General features: G+C 53.1%; 12 protein-coding genes and 1 pseudogene. 11 read left to right on the top strand and 2 right to left on the bottom strand.

The genetic code is table 11. The features are described 5' to 3' along the window. Positions 1 to 317 precede the first annotated feature (317 nt). The 6 genes and pseudogenes from rpoB to ACZ41M_RS10045 form a co-directional block, all read left to right on the top strand. Positions 318 to 4,442: a DNA-directed RNA polymerase subunit beta gene (rpoB, locus tag ACZ41M_RS10020; protein WP_464731301.1), complete on the top strand. Its 4,125-nt coding sequence runs from the start codon at positions 318 to 320 to the stop codon at positions 4,440 to 4,442. A 16-nt stretch (positions 4,443 to 4,458) separates the two neighbouring features. Then, positions 4,459 to 8,697 (top strand): DNA-directed RNA polymerase subunit beta', encoded by a 4,239-nt coding sequence (rpoC, locus tag ACZ41M_RS10025; RefSeq protein ID WP_464731300.1) that lies wholly within the window; start codon positions 4,459 to 4,461, stop codon positions 8,695 to 8,697. A 124-nt stretch (positions 8,698 to 8,821) separates the two neighbouring features. Next, positions 8,822 to 9,559 (top strand): nucleoid occlusion factor SlmA, encoded by a 738-nt coding sequence (gene slmA / locus ACZ41M_RS10030; RefSeq protein WP_464731299.1) that lies wholly within the window; start codon positions 8,822 to 8,824, stop codon positions 9,557 to 9,559. Positions 9,560 to 9,570: 11 nt separating this feature from the next. Then, complete coding sequence (gene cmk / locus ACZ41M_RS10035; protein WP_464731298.1) at positions 9,571 to 10,266, top strand: (d)CMP kinase; 696 nt, start codon at positions 9,571 to 9,573, stop codon at positions 10,264 to 10,266. Between the two features lie 157 nt (positions 10,267 to 10,423). Continuing rightward, positions 10,424 to 12,118 carry a 30S ribosomal protein S1 gene (rpsA, locus tag ACZ41M_RS10040; protein WP_464731297.1) on the top strand — a complete coding sequence of 565 codons (1,695 nt, stop codon included), beginning with the start codon at positions 10,424 to 10,426 and terminating at the stop codon, positions 12,116 to 12,118. Between the two features lie 149 nt (positions 12,119 to 12,267). After that, a pseudogene (locus ACZ41M_RS10045) lies at positions 12,268 to 12,555 on the top strand (integration host factor subunit beta); the annotation flags it as partial. Positions 12,556 to 12,769: 214 nt separating this feature from the next. Here the strand turns inward: ACZ41M_RS10045 and ACZ41M_RS10050 are convergent. Then, positions 12,770 to 13,588 carry an integrase core domain-containing protein gene (locus ACZ41M_RS10050; protein WP_464730411.1) on the bottom strand — a complete coding sequence of 273 codons (819 nt, stop codon included), beginning with the start codon at positions 13,586 to 13,588 and terminating at the stop codon, positions 12,770 to 12,772. 149 nt (positions 13,589 to 13,737) lie between these two features. Here ACZ41M_RS10050 and ACZ41M_RS10055 point away from each other — a divergent pair, with 149 nt between their 5' ends. The 4 genes from ACZ41M_RS10055 (at position 13,738) to ACZ41M_RS10070 (ending at position 16,298) form a co-directional block, all read left to right on the top strand. After that, entirely contained in the window at positions 13,738 to 14,094 is a 357-nt protein-coding gene (locus ACZ41M_RS10055) for a lipopolysaccharide assembly protein LapA domain-containing protein (protein WP_464731296.1), read from the top strand. A 167-nt stretch (positions 14,095 to 14,261) separates the two neighbouring features. After that, entirely contained in the window at positions 14,262 to 15,521 is a 1,260-nt protein-coding gene (locus tag ACZ41M_RS10060) for a lipopolysaccharide assembly protein LapB (RefSeq protein ID WP_464731295.1), read from the top strand. Positions 15,522 to 15,573: 52 nt separating this feature from the next. Beyond that, complete coding sequence (locus ACZ41M_RS10065; protein WP_464731294.1) at positions 15,574 to 15,822, top strand: hypothetical protein; 249 nt, start codon at positions 15,574 to 15,576, stop codon at positions 15,820 to 15,822. Beyond that, the gene (locus ACZ41M_RS10070) at positions 15,819 to 16,298 is read left to right on the top strand and encodes an acyl-CoA thioesterase (RefSeq protein ID WP_464731293.1); all 480 of its coding nucleotides are present in this window, start codon (positions 15,819 to 15,821) and stop codon (positions 16,296 to 16,298) included. The genes ACZ41M_RS10065 and ACZ41M_RS10070 overlap by 4 nt, the downstream gene beginning before the upstream one ends. 107 nt (positions 16,299 to 16,405) lie before the next feature. On the opposite strand, the gene ACZ41M_RS10075 is transcribed toward ACZ41M_RS10070, so the two are convergent. Next, positions 16,406 to 16,852, bottom strand: a complete 447-nt coding sequence (locus ACZ41M_RS10075) for a c-type cytochrome (RefSeq protein WP_464731292.1) — start codon at positions 16,850 to 16,852, stop codon at positions 16,406 to 16,408. 321 nt (positions 16,853 to 17,173) lie between these two features. Here ACZ41M_RS10075 and ACZ41M_RS10080 point away from each other — a divergent pair, with 321 nt between their 5' ends. Further along, positions 17,174 to 21,139 (top strand): DUF3683 domain-containing protein, encoded by a 3,966-nt coding sequence (locus ACZ41M_RS10080; protein ID WP_464731291.1) that lies wholly within the window; start codon positions 17,174 to 17,176, stop codon positions 21,137 to 21,139. The last annotated feature ends 3 nt before the right edge of the window (positions 21,140 to 21,142 follow it).

Genomic DNA, 21,142 nt, shown 5'->3' on the forward strand with positions numbered 1-21,142 from the left:
TGATTCGTTGATTTAAATCAGTTGATTTAAATGCGATGAGTGAATTTCGTTTTGTTTTCTTTTTAAAGACGAGAAAATAAATTTGGTCGGGTATTGTTCGAGTCCGACAGTTTGGGTGCTTTCGGCGCGCGGTGTTTTTGATGGTCGCGTGTTGTGGCTCAAGTCGACAGTGAAGTGCTGCGCTTGCCACATGAATGGGTTCAGACTGTGCTGGGATGATATTGTCCGCCAGCGACCGGTAGTGGCCGGTCACCAAATTCAACGGGTCTTTAATTTTCTTTGTTTATTCCGATAAACCCTCTGTCTTGGAGTGCTTCATGGCCAAAGCTCAGTCTTACTCATTTACTGAGAAAAAACGCATTCGTAAAAGTTTCGCCAAGCGCGAAGTCGTTCAGCAAGTGCCTTATCTGCTGGAAACCCAGCTACATTCGTATTATGAATTTTTACAAGCCGACGTGGATCCGATGCAACGCCGTAATATCGGCCTGCAAGCGGCATTCACCTCGATTTTCCCGATCGTGTCGCACAATGAAATGGCGCGTTTGGAGTTCGTGAGTTATCACCTCGCGCCGCCGGTGTTTGACGTGAAAGAGTGTCAACAACGTGGTTTGACTTTCTGCTCGGCCTTGCGCGCGAAAGTGCGCTTGGTGTTGATGGACAAAGAAGCGTCCAAGCCGACCGTGAAGGAAGTGAAAGAGCAGGAAGTGTACATGGGCGAATTGCCGCTGATGACCAACACCGGCTCATTCGTGATCAATGGTACCGAACGCGTGATCGTGTCGCAGTTGCACCGCTCACCGGGCGTGTTCTTCGAGCATGACAAAGGCAAAACCCACAGCTCGGGCAAATTGCTGTTCTCAGCGCGCATCATTCCTTACCGCGGTTCATGGTTGGATTTCGAGTTTGATCCGAAAGACGTGTTGTATTTCCGCGTCGACCGTCGCCGTAAAATGCCTGTGACCATTTTGCTCAAATCCATAGGCATGACTCCGGAACAAATTTTGGCTACGTTCTTTGAATTCACCGATGTGACTTTGGTGAAAGAGGGCGGCTACATTCCGGTCAATACCGAGCGTTTGCGCGGTGAAGTGGCGCGTTTTGACATCGTGGACAAAGACGGCAAAGTCTTGGTCGCGCGTGACAAGCGTATCACCGGTAAACACATTCGTGACATCGAAAAAGCGGGTTTGCAGGAAATCCATGTGCCGGAAGATTACTTGCTTGGCTTGGTCTTGGCGAAAAACGTGATCGATGCGGACACGGGCGAAGTGATTGCCAAAGCCAACGATGAGTTGACCGAAGAATCTTTGCGCAAATTGCGCGATGCAGGCATCAAACGCGTGGAAGTGCTGTACACCAACGAATTGGATCACGGCGCGTACATTTCCAACGCCTTGCGTTTGGACGAAACGGCCGATCAAAATGCCGCGCGCATTGCGATTTACCGCATGATGCGCCCGGGCGAACCGCCGACCGATGAAGCCGTAGAAGCCTTGTTCAACCGCTTGTTCTACTCCGAAGACGCGTATGATTTGTCGCGCGTGGGTCGTATGAAGTTCAACCGCCGCTTGGGTCGCGACAGCGATGAAGGCGCGATGGTATTGGACAACGACGACATCCTCGACGTGGTGAAAACGCTGGTTGATCTGCGCAACGGTATTGGCGAAGTGGATGATATTGATCACTTGGGTAATCGTCGCGTGCGTTGCGTCGGCGAATTGACCGAAAACCAATTCCGCTCAGGCTTGGCGCGTGTAGAGCGTGCGGTCAAAGAGCGCTTGGCGCAAGCGGAATCTGAAGGTCTGTTGCCACATGATTTGATCAACTCCAAACCGATTTCATCGGCGATCAAAGAGTTCTTTGGTTCCAGCCAATTGTCGCAGTTTATGGATCAAACCAACCCATTGTCGGAAATCACCCACAAGCGCCGTGTATCAGCACTCGGTCCGGGCGGTTTGACGCGTGAGCGTGCCGGCTTTGAGGTGCGTGACGTACACCCGACGCACTACGGTCGCGTATGTCCGATTGAAACGCCAGAGGGTCCAAACATTGGTTTGATTAACTCCATGGCGATTTACGCGCGTTTGAACGAATACGGCTTCCTCGAAACGCCGTACCGCCGCGTTGAAAACATGAAAGTGACCGACAAAATCGATTATTTGTCTGCAATTGAAGAGGGTAAATACGTCATCGCGCAGGCGAATGCGGAAGTGGACGACAAAGGCACTTTGATCGGTGAGCTGGTTTCTGCGCGTGAAGCGGGCGAATCCATGCTCGTATCGCCGGAGCGCGTGCAGTACATGGACGTGGCGCCATCGCAGATCGTTTCCGTGGCGGCATCCTTGATTCCGTTCCTCGAGCACGATGATGCGAACCGTGCATTGATGGGTTCAAACATGCAACGTCAGGCCGTTCCGTGTCTGCGCGCTGAAAAAGCGGTTGTCGGTACGGGGATTGAGCGCACCGTGGCGGTTGACTCGGGTACAGCGGTACAAGCGCTGCGTGGCGGCGTGGTTGATCACATCGAAGCGAACCGCATTGTGATTCGCGTGAACGACGACGAAACAGTGGCCGGTGAAGTCGGTGTGGACATCTACAACCTGATCAAATACACCCGCTCGAACCAAAACACCAACATCAACCAACGTCCGATCGTCAAAAAAGGCGACGTCGTGGCGCGCGGCGACGTGATCGCTGACGGTGCATCGACCGACTTGGGCGAATTGGCGCTGGGTCAAAACATGATGGTCGCGTTCATGCCGTGGAATGGTTACAACTTCGAGGACTCGATTTTGATCTCCGAAAAAGTTGTGGCCGATGACCGCTACACCTCGATTCACATCGAAGAATTGAGCGTGGTCGCACGCGACACCAAGCTGGGCGCGGAAGAAATCACCCGCGATATTTCCAACTTGGCCGAATCGCAACTGACCCGTTTGGACGACTCAGGCATCATCCACATCGGTGCGGAAGTGAAATCCGGCGACGTATTGGTTGGTAAAGTCACGCCAAAAGGTGAAACCCAACTCACGCCGGAAGAAAAACTCCTGCGCGCGATTTTCGGTGAAAAAGCCTCTGACGTGAAAGACACCTCATTGCGCGTACCGGGCGGTATGGTTGGTACCGTGATCGATGTACAAGTATTCACACGCGAAGGCACGACCCGTGATGCTCGTGCACAATCGATCATTGACGATGAATTGAATCGCTATCGCCACGATCTCGAAGATCAAATGCGTATTGTGGCGCGTGACGCGTTTTCCCGTTTGGAAAAAACCTTGATCGGCAAAGTCGCCAACGGCGGCCCGAACAAGCTGGCTAAAGGCGCGAAAATCAGCAAAGAGTATTTGGACGAATTCGCAGACCACTACAAATGGTTCGACATTCGCGTAGCCGATGACGCCGTTGCCGCCGATATGGAAGCGGTGCGTGAAGCCTTGGATCAAAAACGAGCGCAGTTCAACAACGCGTTTGAAGAAAAGCGCAAAAAATTGACGCAAGGCGATGATCTGCCAGCCGGCGTGATCAAGATGGTCAAGGTGTATCTGGCGGTTAAACGCCGTCTGCAACCCGGTGACAAAATGGCCGGTCGCCACGGTAACAAAGGTGTCGTGTCATTGATCGTACCGGTAGAGGACATGCCGCACATGGCCGATGGCACGCCGGTGGACATCGTATTGAACCCGTTGGGCGTACCATCGCGTATGAACGTTGGTCAGATTCTCGAGGTACATTTGGGTTGGGCGGCCAAAGGGCTGGGCTGGCGCATTGACGAGATGATGAAACAGCAGGCGAAAGTCGAAGAGCTGCGTAAATTCATCGAACAAATTTACAACGCCTCTGGTCAGAAGGAAGACATCAAAGGTCTGTCCGATGCCGAATTGCTCGAATTGGCACAAAATCTGCGCAACGGTGTACCGTTTGCCACGCCGGTATTTGACGGCGCGGCGGAACAAGAAATTCACCGCATGCTCGATTTGGCCTTCCCTGATGCCGACGAGAAAACCCAAAAACTGGGCTTTAACGACAGCAAAACGCAAATGCAGCTGTACGATGGCCGCACCGGCGATCCGTTTGAACGCAAAGTGACCGTGGGCTACATGCACATCCTGAAACTGCACCACTTGGTGGACGACAAGATGCACGCGCGTTCAACCGGTCCATACAGCTTGGTGACGCAGCAGCCTCTGGGCGGTAAAGCGCAGTTTGGTGGTCAGCGTTTCGGTGAGATGGAGGTCTGGGCGCTGGAGGCGTACGGCGCGTCGTACATCCTGCAAGAGATGTTGACCGTCAAGTCCGACGATATCAATGGCCGTACGAAGATGTACGACAACATCGTCAAAGGCGAGCACGAGATCGATGCCAGCATGCCGGAATCCTTCAACGTATTGGTCAAAGAAATCCGTTCACTGGGCGTGGACATGGATTTGGACACTAACTAATTTAGGAGCTTGAACTATGAATAATCCAATGCTCAATTTGTTTAAGCAAATTCAAGCGAACGAAAATTTCGACGTGATTAAGGTCGGTTTGGCCTCGCCGGATAAAATTCGTTCGTGGTCGCACGGTGAAGTGAAAAAACCGGAAACCATTAACTACCGCACGTTCAAACCTGAACGTGACGGCCTGTTCTGCGCGAAAATTTTCGGCCCTGTGAAGGACTACGAATGCTTGTGCGGTAAATACAAACGTTTGAAACACCGCGGCGTCACCTGTGAGCGTTGCGGCGTGGAAGTCACTTTGACCAAAGTGCGTCGTGAACGCATGGGTCACATTGATTTGGCCTCACCCGTGTCGCACATCTGGTTCCTCAAATCCTTGCCATCCCGCTTGGGTATGGTGTTGGACATGACTTTGCGCGACATCGAACGCGTGCTGTATTTCGAAGCATTCGTGGTGATTGATCCGGGCATGACCCCGCTCAAACGCTGCCAAATCATGACCGAGGACGATTACTACGCCAAAGTTGAAGAATACGGTGACGAATTCCGCGCGCTGATGGGCGCGGAAGGCATCCGCGAGTTATTGCAAAAACTCGACGTGCCGTCTGAAGTTGAAAAATTGCGTGAAGAGCTGAAAAACACCTCGTCCGAAGCCAAAATCAAAAAATTGGCTAAACGTCTGAAAGTGTTGGAAGCTTTCACCCGCTCGGGCATCAAGCCGGAATGGATGATTTTGGAAGTTTTGCCGGTATTGCCACCGGATTTGCGCCCATTGGTACCATTGGACGGCGGTCGTTTCGCGACCTCCGACCTGAACGATTTGTACCGCCGCGTGATCAACCGCAACAACCGTTTGAAACGCCTGCTCGAATTGCGTGCGCCGGAAATTATCACGCGCAACGAAAAACGGATGCTGCAAGAAGCGGTCGATTCGCTGCTCGATAACGGTCGTCGTGGCAAAGCCATGGCCGGCGCGAACAAACGCGCGCTCAAATCTTTGGCCGACATGATCAAAGGTAAAGGCGGTCGTTTCCGTCAAAACCTGTTGGGTAAACGTGTGGATTACTCCGGTCGTTCGGTGATTGTGGTCGGTCCGCAGCTCAAATTGCACCAATGCGGTTTGCCAAAACTGATGGCTTTGGAATTGTTCAAGCCGTTCATTTACAACAAACTCGAAGCACAAGGTTTGGCCAACACGATCAAATCGGCCAAACGCATGGTGGAAATGCAAGAGCCGGTGGTTTGGGATATTTTGGAAGAAGTCATCCGCGAACATCCGGTATTGCTCAACCGTGCGCCGACCTTGCACCGTTTGGGGATTCAAGCGTTCGAGCCGGTATTGATCGAAGGTAAAGCAATTCAGTTGCACCCGCTGGTCTGTGCGGCGTTCAACGCCGACTTTGACGGTGACCAAATGGCGGTACACGTACCGTTGAGCTTGGAAGCGCAAACCGAAGCACGCACTCTGATGTTGGCCTCGAACAACGTCTTGTTCCCGGCATCGGGCGAGCCGTCTGTCGTACCTTCTCAGGATATTGTCTTGGGCCTGTACTACGCGACCCGCGCAAAAACCAATGCCAAAGGCGAAGGCATGTTCTTTGCCGATGTGGGCGAGGTGCACCGTGCGTACGCGGCGGGCGAAGTGGGCTTGACCACGCGCATCACCGTGCGTATTGCCGAATATGACAAAGTAGACGGGCCGGACGGCGATGAGTTTGTGAAACGCATGAAGCGTTACGAAACCACCGTGGGTCGTGCATTCCTGTCGGAAATTTTGCCGCAAGGTTTGTCGTTCGAAGTGATGAACAAAACCTTGAAGAAAAAAGAAATTTCCAAGCTGATTACCACCGTGTTCCGCCGTTGCGGTTTGCGTGAAACCGTGTTGTTCGTGGATCGTTTGAAAGCCAACGGTTTTGGCTTGGCAACGCGTGCGGGCATTTCGATTGCGATTGACGACATGCTGGTTCCGGAAGTCAAGGAAAGCTTGATTGACGCCGCGTCCAAAGAGGTCAAGGAGATTGAACAGCAATACTCATCCGGTTTGGTGACGGCAGGCGAGCGCTACAATAAAGTAATTGACATTTGGGGTCGCACTTCGGATCAAGTGGGCAAAGCGATGATGGATCAGCTCTCGACGGATCCGGTGCAAGATCGTCATGGCAATGACACGCGCGAAGAATCCTTCAATGCGATTTACATGATGGCGGACTCAGGCGCGCGTGGTAGTGCGACGCAGATTCGTCAGCTGGCCGGTATGCGCGGCTTGATGGCGAAACCAGACGGCTCGATTATTGAAACGCCGATTACCGCGAACTTCCGCGAAGGTTTGAATGTATTACAGTACTTTAACTCGACCCACGGTGCGCGTAAAGGTTTGGCTGATACCGCGTTGAAAACCGCGAACTCCGGTTACCTGACGCGTCGTTTGGTTGACGTGACGCAGGACTTGGTGGTGGTTGAAGACGATTGCGGCACATCCAACGGCGTGGCGATGAAGGCATTGGTTGAGGGAGGTGAAGTGATCGAAGCCTTGCGCGATCGTATTTTCGGCCGTGTGGCGGCTGCGGATGTCGTGAATCCTGAAACGCAAGAAACTGTGTTGGAAGCCGGCACCTTGCTTGAAGAAGACCAAGTGGACTTGATCGACAAGCTGGGCATTGACGAAGTGAAAGTACGTACGCCATTGACCTGCGACACCCGTTACGGTCTGTGCGCGAAATGTTACGGTCGTGACTTGGGTCGCGGTGGCCTGATCAACAAAGGCGAAGCGGTCGGTGTGATCGCGGCGCAATCGATCGGTGAGCCGGGTACTCAGTTGACCATGCGTACCTTCCACATTGGTGGTGCGGCGCAGCGTGCAAACGTTCAATCCAGCGTGGAAGCCAAATCCAACGGTATTGTCGGTTTCACCAGCACCATGCGCTATGTGACCAACAACGCCGGTGAGCAAATCGTGATTTCCCGCTCAGGCGAATTGGTCATCAGCGACGAACATGGCCGTGAACGCGAACGTCATAAATTGCCATACGGCGCGAATTTGTTGGTCAAAGACGGCGCGACCATTAAAGCCGGCACTTTGCTGGCCAACTGGGATCCGTTGACACGTCCGATCATCACCGAATACGCCGGTCAGATCAAGTTTGAAAACGTTGAAGAAGGCGTGACCGTGGCGAAGCAAATCGACGAAGTGACCGGTTTGTCTACTCTGGTGGCGATTGACCCGAAACGTCGCGGTGCATCCGGCGCGAAAGCCTTGCGTCCGCAAGTGAAATTGCTCAACGAAGCAGGCGAAGAAGTGGTGATTCCAGGCACGGAACACTCGGTAACCATCGGCTTCCCCGTGGGTGCACTGATTACCGTGCGTGACGGTCAAGACGTGGGTCGCGGCGAAGTATTGGCGCGTATTCCGATGGAATCGCAAAAAACCCGTGATATTACCGGTGGTCTGCCGCGCGTGGCCGAGTTGTTCGAGGCGCGTTCACCAAAAGATGCCGGTATGTTGGCCGAAGTCACCGGTACGGTGTCGTTTGGTAAAGAAACCCGTGGTAAACAACGTCTGGTCATCACCGACTTGGATGGCGGTCAACACGAGTTCCTGATCGGTAAAGACAAGCATTTGACCGTACACGAAGGTCAAGTCGTGAATAAAGGCGAGGTGATCATCGAGGGTCCATCGGATCCGCAAGACATCTTACGCTTGCTCGGTACCGAAGCCTTGGCGACCTACATTGTGGACGAGGTGCAGGACGTGTATCGTTTGCAAGGTGTGAAGATCAACGACAAGCACATCGAAGTGATCGTGCGTCAGATGTTGCGTCGTGTGCAAATCACCGATCCGGGCGATACCAAGTTCATCCCGGGTGAGCAGGTTGAGCGCTCCGAAATGCTGATCGAAAACGAGCGTATGGTTGCGGAAGACAAATTGCCGGCCAAATACGACAACGTATTGCTCGGTATCACCAAAGCATCACTCTCGACCGACTCCTTCATCTCGGCAGCGTCGTTCCAGGAAACCACCCGCGTCTTGACCGAAGCGGCGATCATGGGCAAACGCGACGAATTGCGTGGTCTGAAAGAAAACGTGATCGTCGGCCGTTTGATTCCGGCCGGTACCGGCTTGGCCTTCCACCGTGCACGCGCGAACAAACGCGTGTACGAACAGAACCGCGCGGAAGAAGAATTGTTCCGCGTGGAGCCTGAAGTGGAAGTGATGGATTTCACCTTGGACAGCGCTGAGGAAAAACCACAAGAGTAAGTACCAACTTAAGCGTTCATGCGCAAAAACCCTCTGCATTTTATGATGCAGGGGGTTTTTTTATGGCGCAAAATCGCTATAATGTGCGTCTCCCATTTCACCTGACCGTTTTGGAAAAACAATAATGAATCCAACAGCACCTACGCACGATATGAACGCCGAATCAACGAGCGTTGAACCGACCGCAGCCGATAACTCAACAGAGGCAGAAAGCAGTACACCAAACAGTGCATCCAGCAACGAATCCGGCAAAAAATACACCGGACCCAAGAGCAAACGCGGCGAGCGCCGCATCCAAATTTTGCAGACCTTGGCGCATATTTTGGAGCAACCCAACGCTGAGAAAGTCACCACCGCCGGCTTGGCCAAGCGTTTGGATATTTCCGAAGCCGCGTTGTACCGTCATTTCGCCAGCAAGGCGCAGATGTTTGAAGGCCTGATTGAATTCATCGAAACCAGCTTGCTCGGTTTGCTCAAGCAAATCGCTCTGAGCGATGTTTCAGCGGTGGTCAAGCTGCAAAAATCCATTCAAATCATGCTGGTGTTTGCACAAAAAAACTCGGGCATGGCGCGGGTGCTGATCGGCGATGTGCTGCAAAACGAGCACGAACGCCTGCAACAGCGTGTGACCCAATTGATCGAACGCCTGCAAGCTTCGCTCAAACAACTGCTGCGCAATATCGCGATGGAAACCGGCTGGGTGCCGCCGGTGGACGTGGGCGTGTACAGCGAATTTTGGATGAGCTGGATTGTCGGGCGCTGGCACAGCTACGTGCGCAGCGGCTTTAAAAATGCACCGGCGCAGGGTTTGGAACAAACTTGGGCGGCAGTGGGTATGAATGCGTTGCCGCAAACGCATTAAAAAGGACGCAGATGAATACGTCAACGATGATTCCGGTGATCGCCATCGACGGACCGACCGCATCAGGCAAAGGCGCCGTGGCGCAGGCCGTGGCGCACGAGCTGGGCTTTCACTATTTGGACAGTGGTGCCTTGTACCGTTTGGTCGCCTTGCAGGCCTTGCGCGCGGGTTGGACGGCGGAAACCGAGCTGGATGTCGCGCACGAGCAACAGTTGGCCGAATGGGCGAGTGCCTTGGATGCGCGCTTTTTGGACGAAACCATTGTGTTGGAGGGCGAGGATGTGAGCCAAGCCATTCGGCAGGAAGCGACCGGCAATATGGCCTCGAAAATCGCGACGGTCGGGGTTTTGCGCCAAGCGCTGTTGCAACGCCAACGCGACTTTGCGCAAGCGCCCGGCTTGGTCGCGGATGGGCGCGATATGGCCAGCGTGGTCTTCCCCGATGCTTTGGCAAAAATCTTTTTGACCGCCGATGCACACATTCGTGCCGAGCGTCGTTATAAACAATTGATTGACAAGGGTTTTTCTGCTAATATGACAAACCTTGTGGCTGATTTGCAGGCGCGTGATGCGCGAGATATGGCGCGAGCCTTCGCGCCGCTCAAACCGGTCGCCGATGCCTATGTACTCGATACCTCGCACATGAGCTTGATGCAGGCGATTCAGACGGTGATTGCGCAGTATGAATCGGCGTTGAACAAGGCTTAATCGAATGTGCTCCGACGTGAATTTTTGCGGCGGAGTCTTGTGGTGGAATGCTGGAATGCGTCGGCATTCTTTGTGTAAACTCCAGTGTTTTTGGGTTGTAGTCGGACATGTCGTCGGACGCTCAGGGACTCTGCGTAACTTTAAAGTGAATTGATCAATGACATCAGTTGCCAATATGGAAAGCTTTGCAGCTTTATTTGAAGAATCATTAGCGCGTCAAGAAATGCGCTCAGGTGAGGTAATCACCGCTGAAATCGTGCGTGTTGACCACAACTTCGTGGTAGTAAACGCCGGTTTGAAATCGGAAGCCTTTATTCCGGTAGAAGAATTTTTGAACGATCAAGGCGTACTCGAAGCCGAAGTGGGCGATTTCGTGAGTGTGGCCATTGATTCGTTGGAAAACGGTTTTGGTGACACCGTGTTGTCACGCGACCGTGCCAAGCGTTTGTCTGCTTGGTTGGATTTGGAAAAAGCCCTGGAAACCGGCGAATTGGTGACCGGTACCGTTACAGGCAAAGTCAAAGGTGGTTTGACCGTTATGGCGAACAGCATTCGTGCGTTCTTGCCAGGCTCTTTGTTGGACTTGCGTCCGATCAAAGACATGAGCCCATTTGAGGGTAAGACCATGGAATTCAAAGTCATCAAATTGGATCGCAAACGCAATAACGTGGTCTTGAGCCGCCGCGCGGTACTCGAAGTGACCATGGGCGAAGAGCGCGCTAAATTGGCCGAAACTTTGAAAGAAGGCGAAGTGGTCAAAGGTATCGTTAAAAACATCACCGACTACGGTGCGTTCGTTGATTTGGGCGGCATTGACGGCCTGTTGCACATCACCGATTTGGCATGGCGTCGTGTGCGTCACCCATCCGAAGTCTTGACCGTGGGTCAAGAAGTCGAAGCGAAAATCTTGAAATTCGATCAAGAAAAACACCGCGTTTCACTGGGCATCAAACAACTGGGCGACGATCCTTGGTCTGGTTTGAGCAGCCGTTATCCGCAAAATACCCGTTTGTTCGGTAAAGTCACCAACATCACCGACTACGGCGCGTTCGTTGAAATCGAACAAGGCATCGAAGGCTTGGTACACGTATCCGAAATGGACTGGACCAACAAAAACGTTGATCCGAAGAAACTCGTGACCTTGGGCGACGAAGTCGAAGTCATGATCCTCGAAATCGACGAATCCAAACGTCGCATCTCTTTGGGCATGAAACAATGCAAAGCCAATCCGTGGGACGAATTTGAAGCCAACTTCAAAAAAGGCGACAAAGTTAAAGGCGCGATCCGCTCCATCACTGACTTCGGCGTGTTTGTTGGTTTAGAAGGCGGTATCGACGGTTTGGTACACATGTCTGACTTGTCTTGGCAAGAAGCGCCTGAAGCGGCTTTGCGCAACTACAAAAAAGGTCAGGAAGTGGAAGCCGTTATCCTGTCCATCGACGTGGACAAAGAGCGCATCTCCTTGGGCATCAAACAGCTCGAAGGCGATCCATTCATGAACTACGTTGGCCTGCACGACAAAGGCTCTTTGGTTAAAGGCACCGTCAAATCGGTGGAAGCCAAAGGCGTGGTGATTACATTGGCTGATGACGTAGAAGGCTACTTGCGTGCCTCTGAAATCTCCAACGATCGCGTTGAAGATGCCGGTACACACTTCAAAGACGGTGACGCCGTTGAAGCCGTGATCGTATCAGTGGATCGCAAAAACCGCTCTATCCAATTGTCCATCAAGGCAAAAGACCAAGCCGAAACCCAAGCCGCAATGAAACACATGGCTGAGGAATCGGGTGCGGCCGCATCCGGCACCACCAACTTGGGCGCATTGCTCAAAGCCAAATTGGAACAGCAATAATGAGTACACGGCCTCACCCGCCAGCGCGGGAGAGGCTGTTGGATTGATCGGAAACCGAGGGCGGAGACGGCATCACGCCGCCCAAGGAACAACGATTGAATTTTGTACGCAATATTTGCGATGAATTGCACTCATTAAAGCTTAGCACCATGACCAAATCCGAATTAATCAATAATCTTGCCGCGCGCTTTCCGCAGTTGGTGGCGCGTGACGCAGAAATGGCGACCAGCGCAATTCTCACCGCAATTGCCCATACCTTGACGGTAGGACAGCGGGTTGAGATTCGCGGTTTTGGCAGCTTCACGGTGAACGAGCGCCCCGAGCGCATGGGACGCAATCCAAAAACCGGTGACCAAGTGACTGTGCCGTCCAAAAAAGTACCGCACTTCAAGGCGGGCAAAGACATGCGTGAGCGTGTGGATCAGTCAACTCAGCAATAAGGCCGTGATTGAGGAAGAAATGGCGAAAACGATATGCGGTTAAATATCATATTTTGGCGCAAACTATCGTGAGTCAGTGCCTTTCAGTCTCAATGAAATACGAAAAAGCGAACCTTCGGGTTCGTTTTTTTATGTGCGTTCATGAGGCTGGTTTTGGGGTGTTTTTTGGCAAGAGGTGATTTAAATCGCTTACAATGCTAAACTGTAAGAATTAATCGGGTTGTTTACAGTTTGTTTGATAAAAGTAATTTTGTAGTATCTCGTAGGGGGTTAAGTTATTTAATGATTTGTGAGGTTTAACGGTATTGTAAAAGTTAATGAAGCGATTAAGTTCAATTTGTCGGTGCAACGGGTCTTTAAATTGAATTTTCTCGTGCCACATTTGCATCAAGGTACGAATGACTCGCTCAGCTTTGCCATTGGTTTGAGGTCTGGCGATGCGAGTAAAGCGCTGCCCGATGTTGTGCTGTGCGCAGGCTTGAACAAATGCGTGATGGGGTGTACCTCTATACTCCTTGCCGTTGTCTGAGTAAATGTAGTCTATCTCATAAGGGCATTGAGCCAGCAGATGTTCCATCAGGAACTGCGCAGAACTGAATTGGGTTTTATCGGGCAGGATGGCGGCGTAGAGTTCGCGCGAGTAGTCGTCTATCGCGACGAACAGATATTCGCGAGGTTGCGTGTTGTTTTGCCCTTTGATTAGGGGCAGACGTTTGGTGTCAACATGTACCATTTCGCCGGGATAGGATTTGTTATACCTTTGAGCTTCACGCTTGAGTCGAGCTTGGATACTCAACTCAATTTTAGCCAATCGTTTAAGCCCATATTGGATCGAACGATAGCGAGCATTGGTGCTGTCGCTCGGTGCAAATTGTTGTAAACGCGCTTTTTTCAGCGCTGAATAGATGGTAGGGCGACTTACTCGGTAGTGTTCTGCCAAGTGCGTCACCTTCCATTGTCGACCTTGATATAAGCGCCATATTTCCTCTCGGTCTAACGGGGTTAGGCGGACTCGTTTGTGCATATTCATTTCAGTATTTTCTCCGAAAATACTGTAAACAACGCGTTAATTTTTTACAGCTAAACATATGAACGTAGTACTATGGGGATGGGCGCGTTGCTCGATGAGGATTTTAAATCATATATATTGTGTGTGCACAGTTGTGCTTGGAGAAGGTAATGAAAGTAATTGCGTGGATTCTACGAATTTTGGTGCTGCTGGTTTTGGTGTGGCTGGCGTTGCTGAATAATCAGACGACGACTTTTTCGGTGATGCAGGGCTTGCAGGTGGATTTGCCGTTGATTGTGTTGCTGTTTGCGTTTTTCGTGATGGGTTTGCTGCTGGGGATTTTGGTGTTGTTGCCGAAGTATTTTTCCATGAAATGGGAGGCGCGGCGCTTGCGCAAGGAAACAGAGCAAAACCGTGGTGTGATTGCCGATCAGCAAGCGTTGTTGTCCAAATATGCGCCGAATCAGGCATCATCGGTACCGGCGGCGCAGGTGGTGAATTCGGAGTTGCCGCCCTTTAATATGTAAGGCAATCGGTCATTCGATGTAGGCGAATGGCATGAAGAATGACGTGAGTCCGTGAGCGGCTGCTTGCGTTGTTTATCGAAATGCGTCTGTGGGAGTGCGTCTTGATGTGCGTCACACGGTAGCTAGATCAGGCGAACGGGCGCTCAAATAAGGTTAATCGTAAAAATATGGATTTTGAAATTGAATGGTTGCTGGTGTTGCCGCTGTTTTTTGCGTTGGGTTGGTTGGCGGCGCAATGGGACAGTAAAAAGCGCCTGCAAGAGAGTAAAAAACTGCCGAAATCGTATTTCAAAGGCCTGAATCATTTGCTCGATCAGGAACCGGACAAGGCGATTGATGCATTGATTGACGTGGCGCGCGTGGATACGGGTACGGTGGATTTGTACTTTGCCTTGGGTCATTTGTTTGGTCAGCGTGGTGAGGTGGAGCGCAGCATCCGCGTGTATCAGAGCTTGATTGATCGCCCCGATTTGTCGCCCGCGCCGCGTCAGAGTGCGACGTATAAATTGGGCATGGCGTTTTTGAGCGGCGGTTTGTTTGATCGCGCGGAGCAGTGTTTTCAGAGTTTAATCGGCACGGAGCGTGAGCACGAGGCGCGCGTGCAGTTGCTGCACATTTATCAGTCGCAGCAGGAGTGGCATCAGGCGATTGATATGGCGCAGGCAATCAATGAAACGGCGCAAACCGCAGGCCAGCAAACCACGGCATTGACGCATTTTCATTGTGAACTGGCCTTGGCTGCGCTGCGTGCGAAGGACTGGCTGCAGGCGCAGCGCGAAATCGACGCGGCTTTGAGTCAAAGTCCGAAATCGGTACGCGCGTTGTTGCTCAAAGGTCAGTGGTACGCCGAGCAGAATCGGCACGATGAGGCGCTGCACATTTGGCAAACTTTGGCGAGCGAGCAGCCCGAATCGGTGCCATTGTTGGTCAACGATATGATGAAATCCTATGTGGCGGCGAATCGCGCGCAGGAGGGGCTGAATGTTTTGCATCAAAAGGTGTTGGACAGCGGTTCAATTGATGTGTTGGATGCGTGGTTAAAGGCGCAGGATCAATATGGCGTTGCCGAGCAGACTTTGCCACAGTTGCATGAATTGTTTATGCGGCATCCGTCGCTCAATGCACTCAATAAACTGTTGGACGCGCGTATTCGTGCGGACAACGGTGGTATGAACCATGCAGAAAACGCCGGAGCAGCGCAAGCAGGTGGTGAAAATGCGGTTTCGGAAGAAAGTCTGACCCGTGGCTTGATACAAAAATACGTCAAGCAATTATCGCGTTATCGCTGCACGCAGTGCGGTTTTGAAGCGGCGCATTATTATTGGCAATGTCCGGCCTGCACCCGCTGGGAAAGTTATCCGCCCAAGCGTTTGGAAGAGTTGCAAAACATCAAACGCAGCCGTAATGATGTCAACAGCTACTACTAATCGATTCATCAACGCTCAGCGCGCAATCAATTCACTTGCGGAACGGCTCATTATGTCTGAAAGCTTTAAATCATCCTCCAAGCCCTTTAAGCCCCCCGTTTGGCTCAAGCCCGACGGTTCGGTCTTGGCCTGCGTCGAAAAGATCAAGGTGCTCAACGAAAACCTCGCCGAGTTGCGCGATCTGGCGCAGGATGCGTTGGACGACGCGGTGCTGATGGGCGGTACGCAAGCGCAAATCAAACAAACCTTACTGGAAATCATCGAGGGGCTGGACAGCCAGTATCCCGAGCAAACATCATGAGTGACCCACAAGTTCAACCTTCCGCCTCCGAATTCAATCAACGCGAACTGCACATGTCGGTGCTGATGACGCCCGATATGGCTAATTTCTCGGGCAATGTGCATGGCGGCGACATTCTCAAACTGCTCGATCAGGTGGCCTATGCCTGCGCCAGCCGCTACGCCGGCTGCTATGTGGTGACTTTATCGGTCGATCAGGTGCTGTTCAAAGAGCCGATTCGCGTGGGCGAATTGGTCACATTTTTGGCCTCGGTCAACTATGTGGGCAAAACCTCGATGGAGGTCGGCATTAAAGTGGTCGCCGAAGACATCCAAAATCGCAGCGTGCGTCATACCAATAGCTGCTATTTCACCATGGTCGCGTTTCAAGACGGCAAACCGCGCGTCGTACCGCCTTTGGCAATCGAAAATGAGACGCAGCGCCAACGATTTGAAGAAGCGGTGCTGCGCAAGGCGATGCGTGAGCAGTTGAAATAAGCGCTGAATCTCATAGCGAAACAGATGTGAAAAAATAGAAAACGCGGCATTTTGCCGCGTTTTCTATCGCTTGCGTATACAGAAATGCGTTCAAGACGCCATCACGCTTATTTTGCGCCGGCCAAAATCCAATCGACCATGATGGTGACTTCTTCGTCGCTGATTCGGCCCTTGTTCGGCGGCATCATCACAGGTCCCCAAACACCGGCACCCCCATCAATGATTTTTTTCGCCAGATAAGCTTTGGCTTCCGGTTGTCCGGCATATTTTTTCGCCACGTCTTGGTACGACGGGCCGACCATTTTGGCATCCACTTTATGGCACGCCGCGCAGCCTTTGCTGGTCATCAGTGCGAGTGGGTTGGCTTTGGTGGTGGTTGGCGCGGCGGCAGGGGCTTCGGCGGTTGGAGCGGGCGCTGGCGCAGCGGCTGGTGCTGCTGGAGCTGGCGTAGGCGCAGCCGTCGGTGCCGGAGCAGGCTTGTCAGCGCAGGCTGTCAGTGCGGATAGGCCGACGATGGCCAAACTCATGGCGAGCAAACGGAATGATGTGGACATGAAATCTCCTCGTGAAGGATAAACAGAGTGGGTTCGTCGGTTGATTGCCCAAATGACTGAGCAAGTACCGAAAAACAAGGCGCTGAGGCTGGAAAAATTATATCATTCTTTACAGAAATATCGTGTGAATATGACTATGTCCGTGTTCAGGCGCATGGGCTGTGAATAGCGATCTTTTTCGGCTGGAGCGGGTTTAGGTGAAAGTTGAGAAATAGGGTAAAATGTGACTCCATTGAATGACTCGTAGACGAGTAGCCTGCTTGGTTGTCGCGTGCGCGGATAAACGTTGCCGTTGCGGCCAAGCGTTAGGACATTGTTTTTATGAACGCACCCTTTGATTTGAGCTCTGCCCTGCAGAATCCTGTGGTACAGCCGCAGGCCCCGCGCTTGCGCGAAATTCCGTATAACTACACTTCGTTTTCCGACCGCGAAATCATCATTCGTCTGCTCGGCGACGAGGCGTGGCAATGGTTGTCCGAGCTACGTGCCGAGCGGCGCACGGGGCGTTCGGCGCGCATGCTGTACGAAATCTTGGGCGATATCTGGGTGGTCAACCGCAATCCCTATTTGCAGGATGATTTGCTGGACAATCCGCGCCGACGCAAGGCGCTGATCGAGGCGCTGAATCACCGTCTGCACGAGATTGAAAAACGCCGCGTGGCCGATTTGTCGGTCAATACTGATTTGGAAAGCAATCAGCGCGCCGAAAAGGTGCAGGCTTTGATGGTCAAAGCCAAGGTTGCGGTGTCGCATTTTGCCCAACAATTTGACGAAATGGGCAAACTGCGTGCGCAGGTGCGCAGCAAATTTGGCAAATATACCGCCAAAGGCAATATCAAATTCGATGGTCTGTCGCGCGTATCGCACGTGACCGACGCGACCGACTGGCGCGTCGAGTATCCGTTTGTCGTGCTCACGCCCGACACCGAGGCGGAGATGGCGGGCTTGGTCAAAGCCGCGATTGATTTGGATATGACCATCATTCCGCGTGGCGGTGGCACGGGCTACACCGGCGGCGCAGTGCCGTTGGACGCGCGTTCTGTGGTGATCAATACCGAAAAATTGATTCAAATTCAGCCGGTCGAAAAATGGCGCGGCAGCATGATGACGCACGAGGTCGATACGATTCTGACCGGTGCGGGCGCGGTGACGCGTCGCGTGGCTGAGGCAGCCGAGCGTGCGGGCTTGGTGTTTGCGGTGGACCCGACCAGCGCGGATGCGTCCTGCATCGGCGGCAATGTGGCGATGAACGCGGGCGGTAAAAAGGCGGTGCTTTGGGGTACGGCGCTGGATAATCTGGCGAGCTGGACGATGGTCGATCCGAAAGGCAATTGGCTGGAGGTCACGCGTCTGGATCACAATATGGGCAAAATCCATGATGCCGAGTTTGCCACATTTGAATTGGTGCGTTTTACGCCCGATCGCAAAACCGAATTGAGCCGCGAGACCTTGAAAATTCCCGGGCATACCTTCCGCAAGGTCGGCTTGGGCAAAGATGTCACCGATAAATTCCTCGCCGGTCTGCCGGGCGTGCAAAAAGAGGGTACGGACGGGCTGATTACCTCGGCGCGTTGGGTGCTGCACCGCATGCCGAAACACACGCGCACCGTGTGTCTGGAGTTTTTCGGGCAGGCGCGCGAGTCGATTCCGAGCATTGTTGAGATCAAAGAATATTTGGATCAAACGGCGAAAACCACGGGTGCAACGTTGGCCGGTTTGGAGCATTTGGACGAGCGCTATCTGCGCGCGGTCGGCTACGAAACCAAAAGCCGCCGCGCCGAGCTGCCGAAAATGGCCTTATTCGGTGACATTGTGGGCGATGACGAAGACGCCGTGGCACAGGCCGCGTCCGAAGTCGTGCGCTTGGCCAGCCGCCGAACGGGCGAGGGTTTTGTCGCGGTCAGTCCTGAAGCGCGCAAAAAATTCTGGCTCGATCGCGCACGCACGGCGGCGATTTCGCGCCACACCAATGCGTTTAAAGTCAACGAAGACGTGGTGATTCCGCTGCCGCGCATGGGCGAGTACACTGATGCGATTGAGCGCATCAATATTGAATTGTCGGCAAAAAACAAGTTCAAACTTCTGGACGCGCTGGATCAATACCTTGCGGGTGATTTGCCCGTCGTGAAAAATGACGATGGCAGCGCGAACGATCAAAGCAAACTCGAAGTCATCGGCGATCGCGCACTGGATGCGCGTGCGATGATTGCCAACGTGCGTGCGCGTTGGCACTACTGGATGGCGCAGATCGATACGCCGCTGGCGCAGATCATCGATACCGTGGATGGCATGGTGGATGCGAACACGCGCGAGGTGCTGCATCAGCGTTTGCAAGAGCGACCGGACGTGCGCATGTTTGACGTGCTGCAGGACCGCACGATACGTCTGTCGTACAAACGCGAGGTACGCCCAGAATTGCGCGGGATTTTCACCGGTTTGTCGTTCACCAAAATTTTGGACGACGTGACCGAGATTCACCAAAAAGTGCTGCGTTCGCGCGTATTCGTCGCGCTGCACATGCACGCCGGCGATGGCAACGTCCACACCAATATTCCGGTCAACTCGGACGACTACGAGATGCTGCACGAGGCGAACGAAGCGGTCGCACGCATCATGGCGATTGCGCGTTCACTCGATGGCGTGATTTCGGGCGAACACGGCATCGGCATCACCAAACTCGAATTTTTAAGCGAAGCGGAAATGGCGCCGTTTCGTGCGTACAAACAACAGGTTGACCCGAACGGTCACTTCAATCGCGGCAAACTGATGGCAGGCGCGGATTTGCGCAATGCGTATACACCGTCGTTTGGCCTGATGGGGGTGGAGTCACTCATTATGCAGCAGTCCGACATCGGAGCGATTGCCGATAGCGTGAAGGACTGCTTGCGCTGCGGCAAATGCAAACCGGTGTGTACCACGCATGTGCCGGTGGCGAATTTGCTGTATTCGCCACGCAATAAAATCCTCGCCACATCCTTGCTGATTGAAGCGTTTTTGTACGAAGAGCAAACGCGGCGCGGTATTTCGATCGCGCATTGGGGCGAATTTGAAGACGTCGCCGATCACTGCACCGTCTGCCACCGCTGCGAAAAGCCGTGTCCGGTGAATATTGATTTTGGCGACGTGACCATTGCCATGCGCAATTTACTGCGCAAAATGAACAAAAAAACGCCGAATTTGGGCACGAAATTGGCGATGACCTACCTGAATATGCGCGACCCGTCGAGCATCCGCTTGTACAAAAAAGCGGTGATCGAGTGGGGCAATAAAGCGCAAAACTGGGCGCACAATATCGCTAAAACTACGCTGGTCACGCGTGCGCAAACCACGCAACCGCAAGCAACTGTAGGGCGTGCGACGGTGCGCGAGCAGGTGATTCACTTCATCAATAAACCGATGCCGGGCAATTTGCCGAAGAAAACCGCACGCGCTTTACTCGATATTGAGGACGCCAAATACGTGCCGATCATTCGCGACCCGCAGACCACCACCAGCGACACCGAGGCCGTGTTCTACTTCCCGGGGTGCGGCTCCGAGCGGCTGTTCTCGCAGGTCGGTTTGGCGACGCAGGCCATGCTGTATCACACCGGCGTGCAGACCGTACTGCCGCCGGGCTACTTGTGCTGCGGCTATCCGCAGGCGGCGACCGGTAACGATGATAAAGCCGATCAGATCACCACGGACAACCGTGTGCTGTTCCACCGCGTCGCCACTACGCTGAACTATCTGGACATCAAAACCGTGATTGTTTCGTGCGGGACGTGTATGGATCAATTGGAAAAATATCAGTTTGACAAAATTTTCCCGAATGCGCGCCTGCTTGACATCCACGAATATCTGCTGGAAAAAGGCGTGAAGCTCGATGGTGTGGGTGGCGTGCGCTATATGTACCACGATCCGTGCCACAGCCCGATGAAAACCTATAATCCGCTCAAGGTGGTGAACGAGTTGATGGACACCCATGTGCCGTTGGCCGATCGCTGCTGCGGTGAGTCGGGTACGTTCGCCATCAGTCGCCCTGATATTGCGACACAAGTGCGCTTTCGTAAAGAGCAGGAGCTGCGCGCCGATGCCGATGCGCTGCGCGCGGACGGTTTCACCGGCGAGGTGAAGGTATTGACCTCCTGTCCGGCGTGTATGCAGGGCTTGAGCCGCTATCGCAACGATATTGACGCCGATCCCGACTACATCGTGGTGGAAATGGCCAAGCGGATTTTGGGCGAGAATTGGATGGCGGATTACGTGAAAACCGTTAATAACGGCGGTATTGAGCGGGTGCTGGTGTAACGA

It is taken from the genome of Puribacter membranae, assembly GCF_055380425.1.

What these genes read in the sequence shown, in the direction of transcription:
- rpoB (WP_464731301.1), top strand. Translation starts at nt 318, where the DNA reads ATGGCCAAAGCTCAGTCTTACTCATTTACTGAGAAAAAACGCATTCGT.
- rpoC (WP_464731300.1), top strand. Translation starts at nt 4,459, where the DNA reads ATGAATAATCCAATGCTCAATTTGTTTAAGCAAATTCAAGCGAACGAA.
- slmA (WP_464731299.1), top strand. Translation starts at nt 8,822, where the DNA reads ATGAATCCAACAGCACCTACGCACGATATGAACGCCGAATCAACGAGC.
- cmk (WP_464731298.1), top strand. Translation starts at nt 9,571, where the DNA reads ATGAATACGTCAACGATGATTCCGGTGATCGCCATCGACGGACCGACC.
- rpsA (WP_464731297.1), top strand. Translation starts at nt 10,424, where the DNA reads ATGACATCAGTTGCCAATATGGAAAGCTTTGCAGCTTTATTTGAAGAA.
- ACZ41M_RS10050 (WP_464730411.1), bottom strand. Translation starts at nt 13,588, where the DNA reads ATGAATATGCACAAACGAGTCCGCCTAACCCCGTTAGACCGAGAGGAA.
- ACZ41M_RS10055 (WP_464731296.1), top strand. Translation starts at nt 13,738, where the DNA reads ATGAAAGTAATTGCGTGGATTCTACGAATTTTGGTGCTGCTGGTTTTG.
- ACZ41M_RS10060 (WP_464731295.1), top strand. Translation starts at nt 14,262, where the DNA reads ATGGATTTTGAAATTGAATGGTTGCTGGTGTTGCCGCTGTTTTTTGCG.
- ACZ41M_RS10065 (WP_464731294.1), top strand. Translation starts at nt 15,574, where the DNA reads ATGTCTGAAAGCTTTAAATCATCCTCCAAGCCCTTTAAGCCCCCCGTT.
- ACZ41M_RS10070 (WP_464731293.1), top strand. Translation starts at nt 15,819, where the DNA reads ATGAGTGACCCACAAGTTCAACCTTCCGCCTCCGAATTCAATCAACGC.
- ACZ41M_RS10075 (WP_464731292.1), bottom strand. Translation starts at nt 16,852, where the DNA reads ATGTCCACATCATTCCGTTTGCTCGCCATGAGTTTGGCCATCGTCGGC.
- ACZ41M_RS10080 (WP_464731291.1), top strand. Translation starts at nt 17,174, where the DNA reads ATGAACGCACCCTTTGATTTGAGCTCTGCCCTGCAGAATCCTGTGGTA.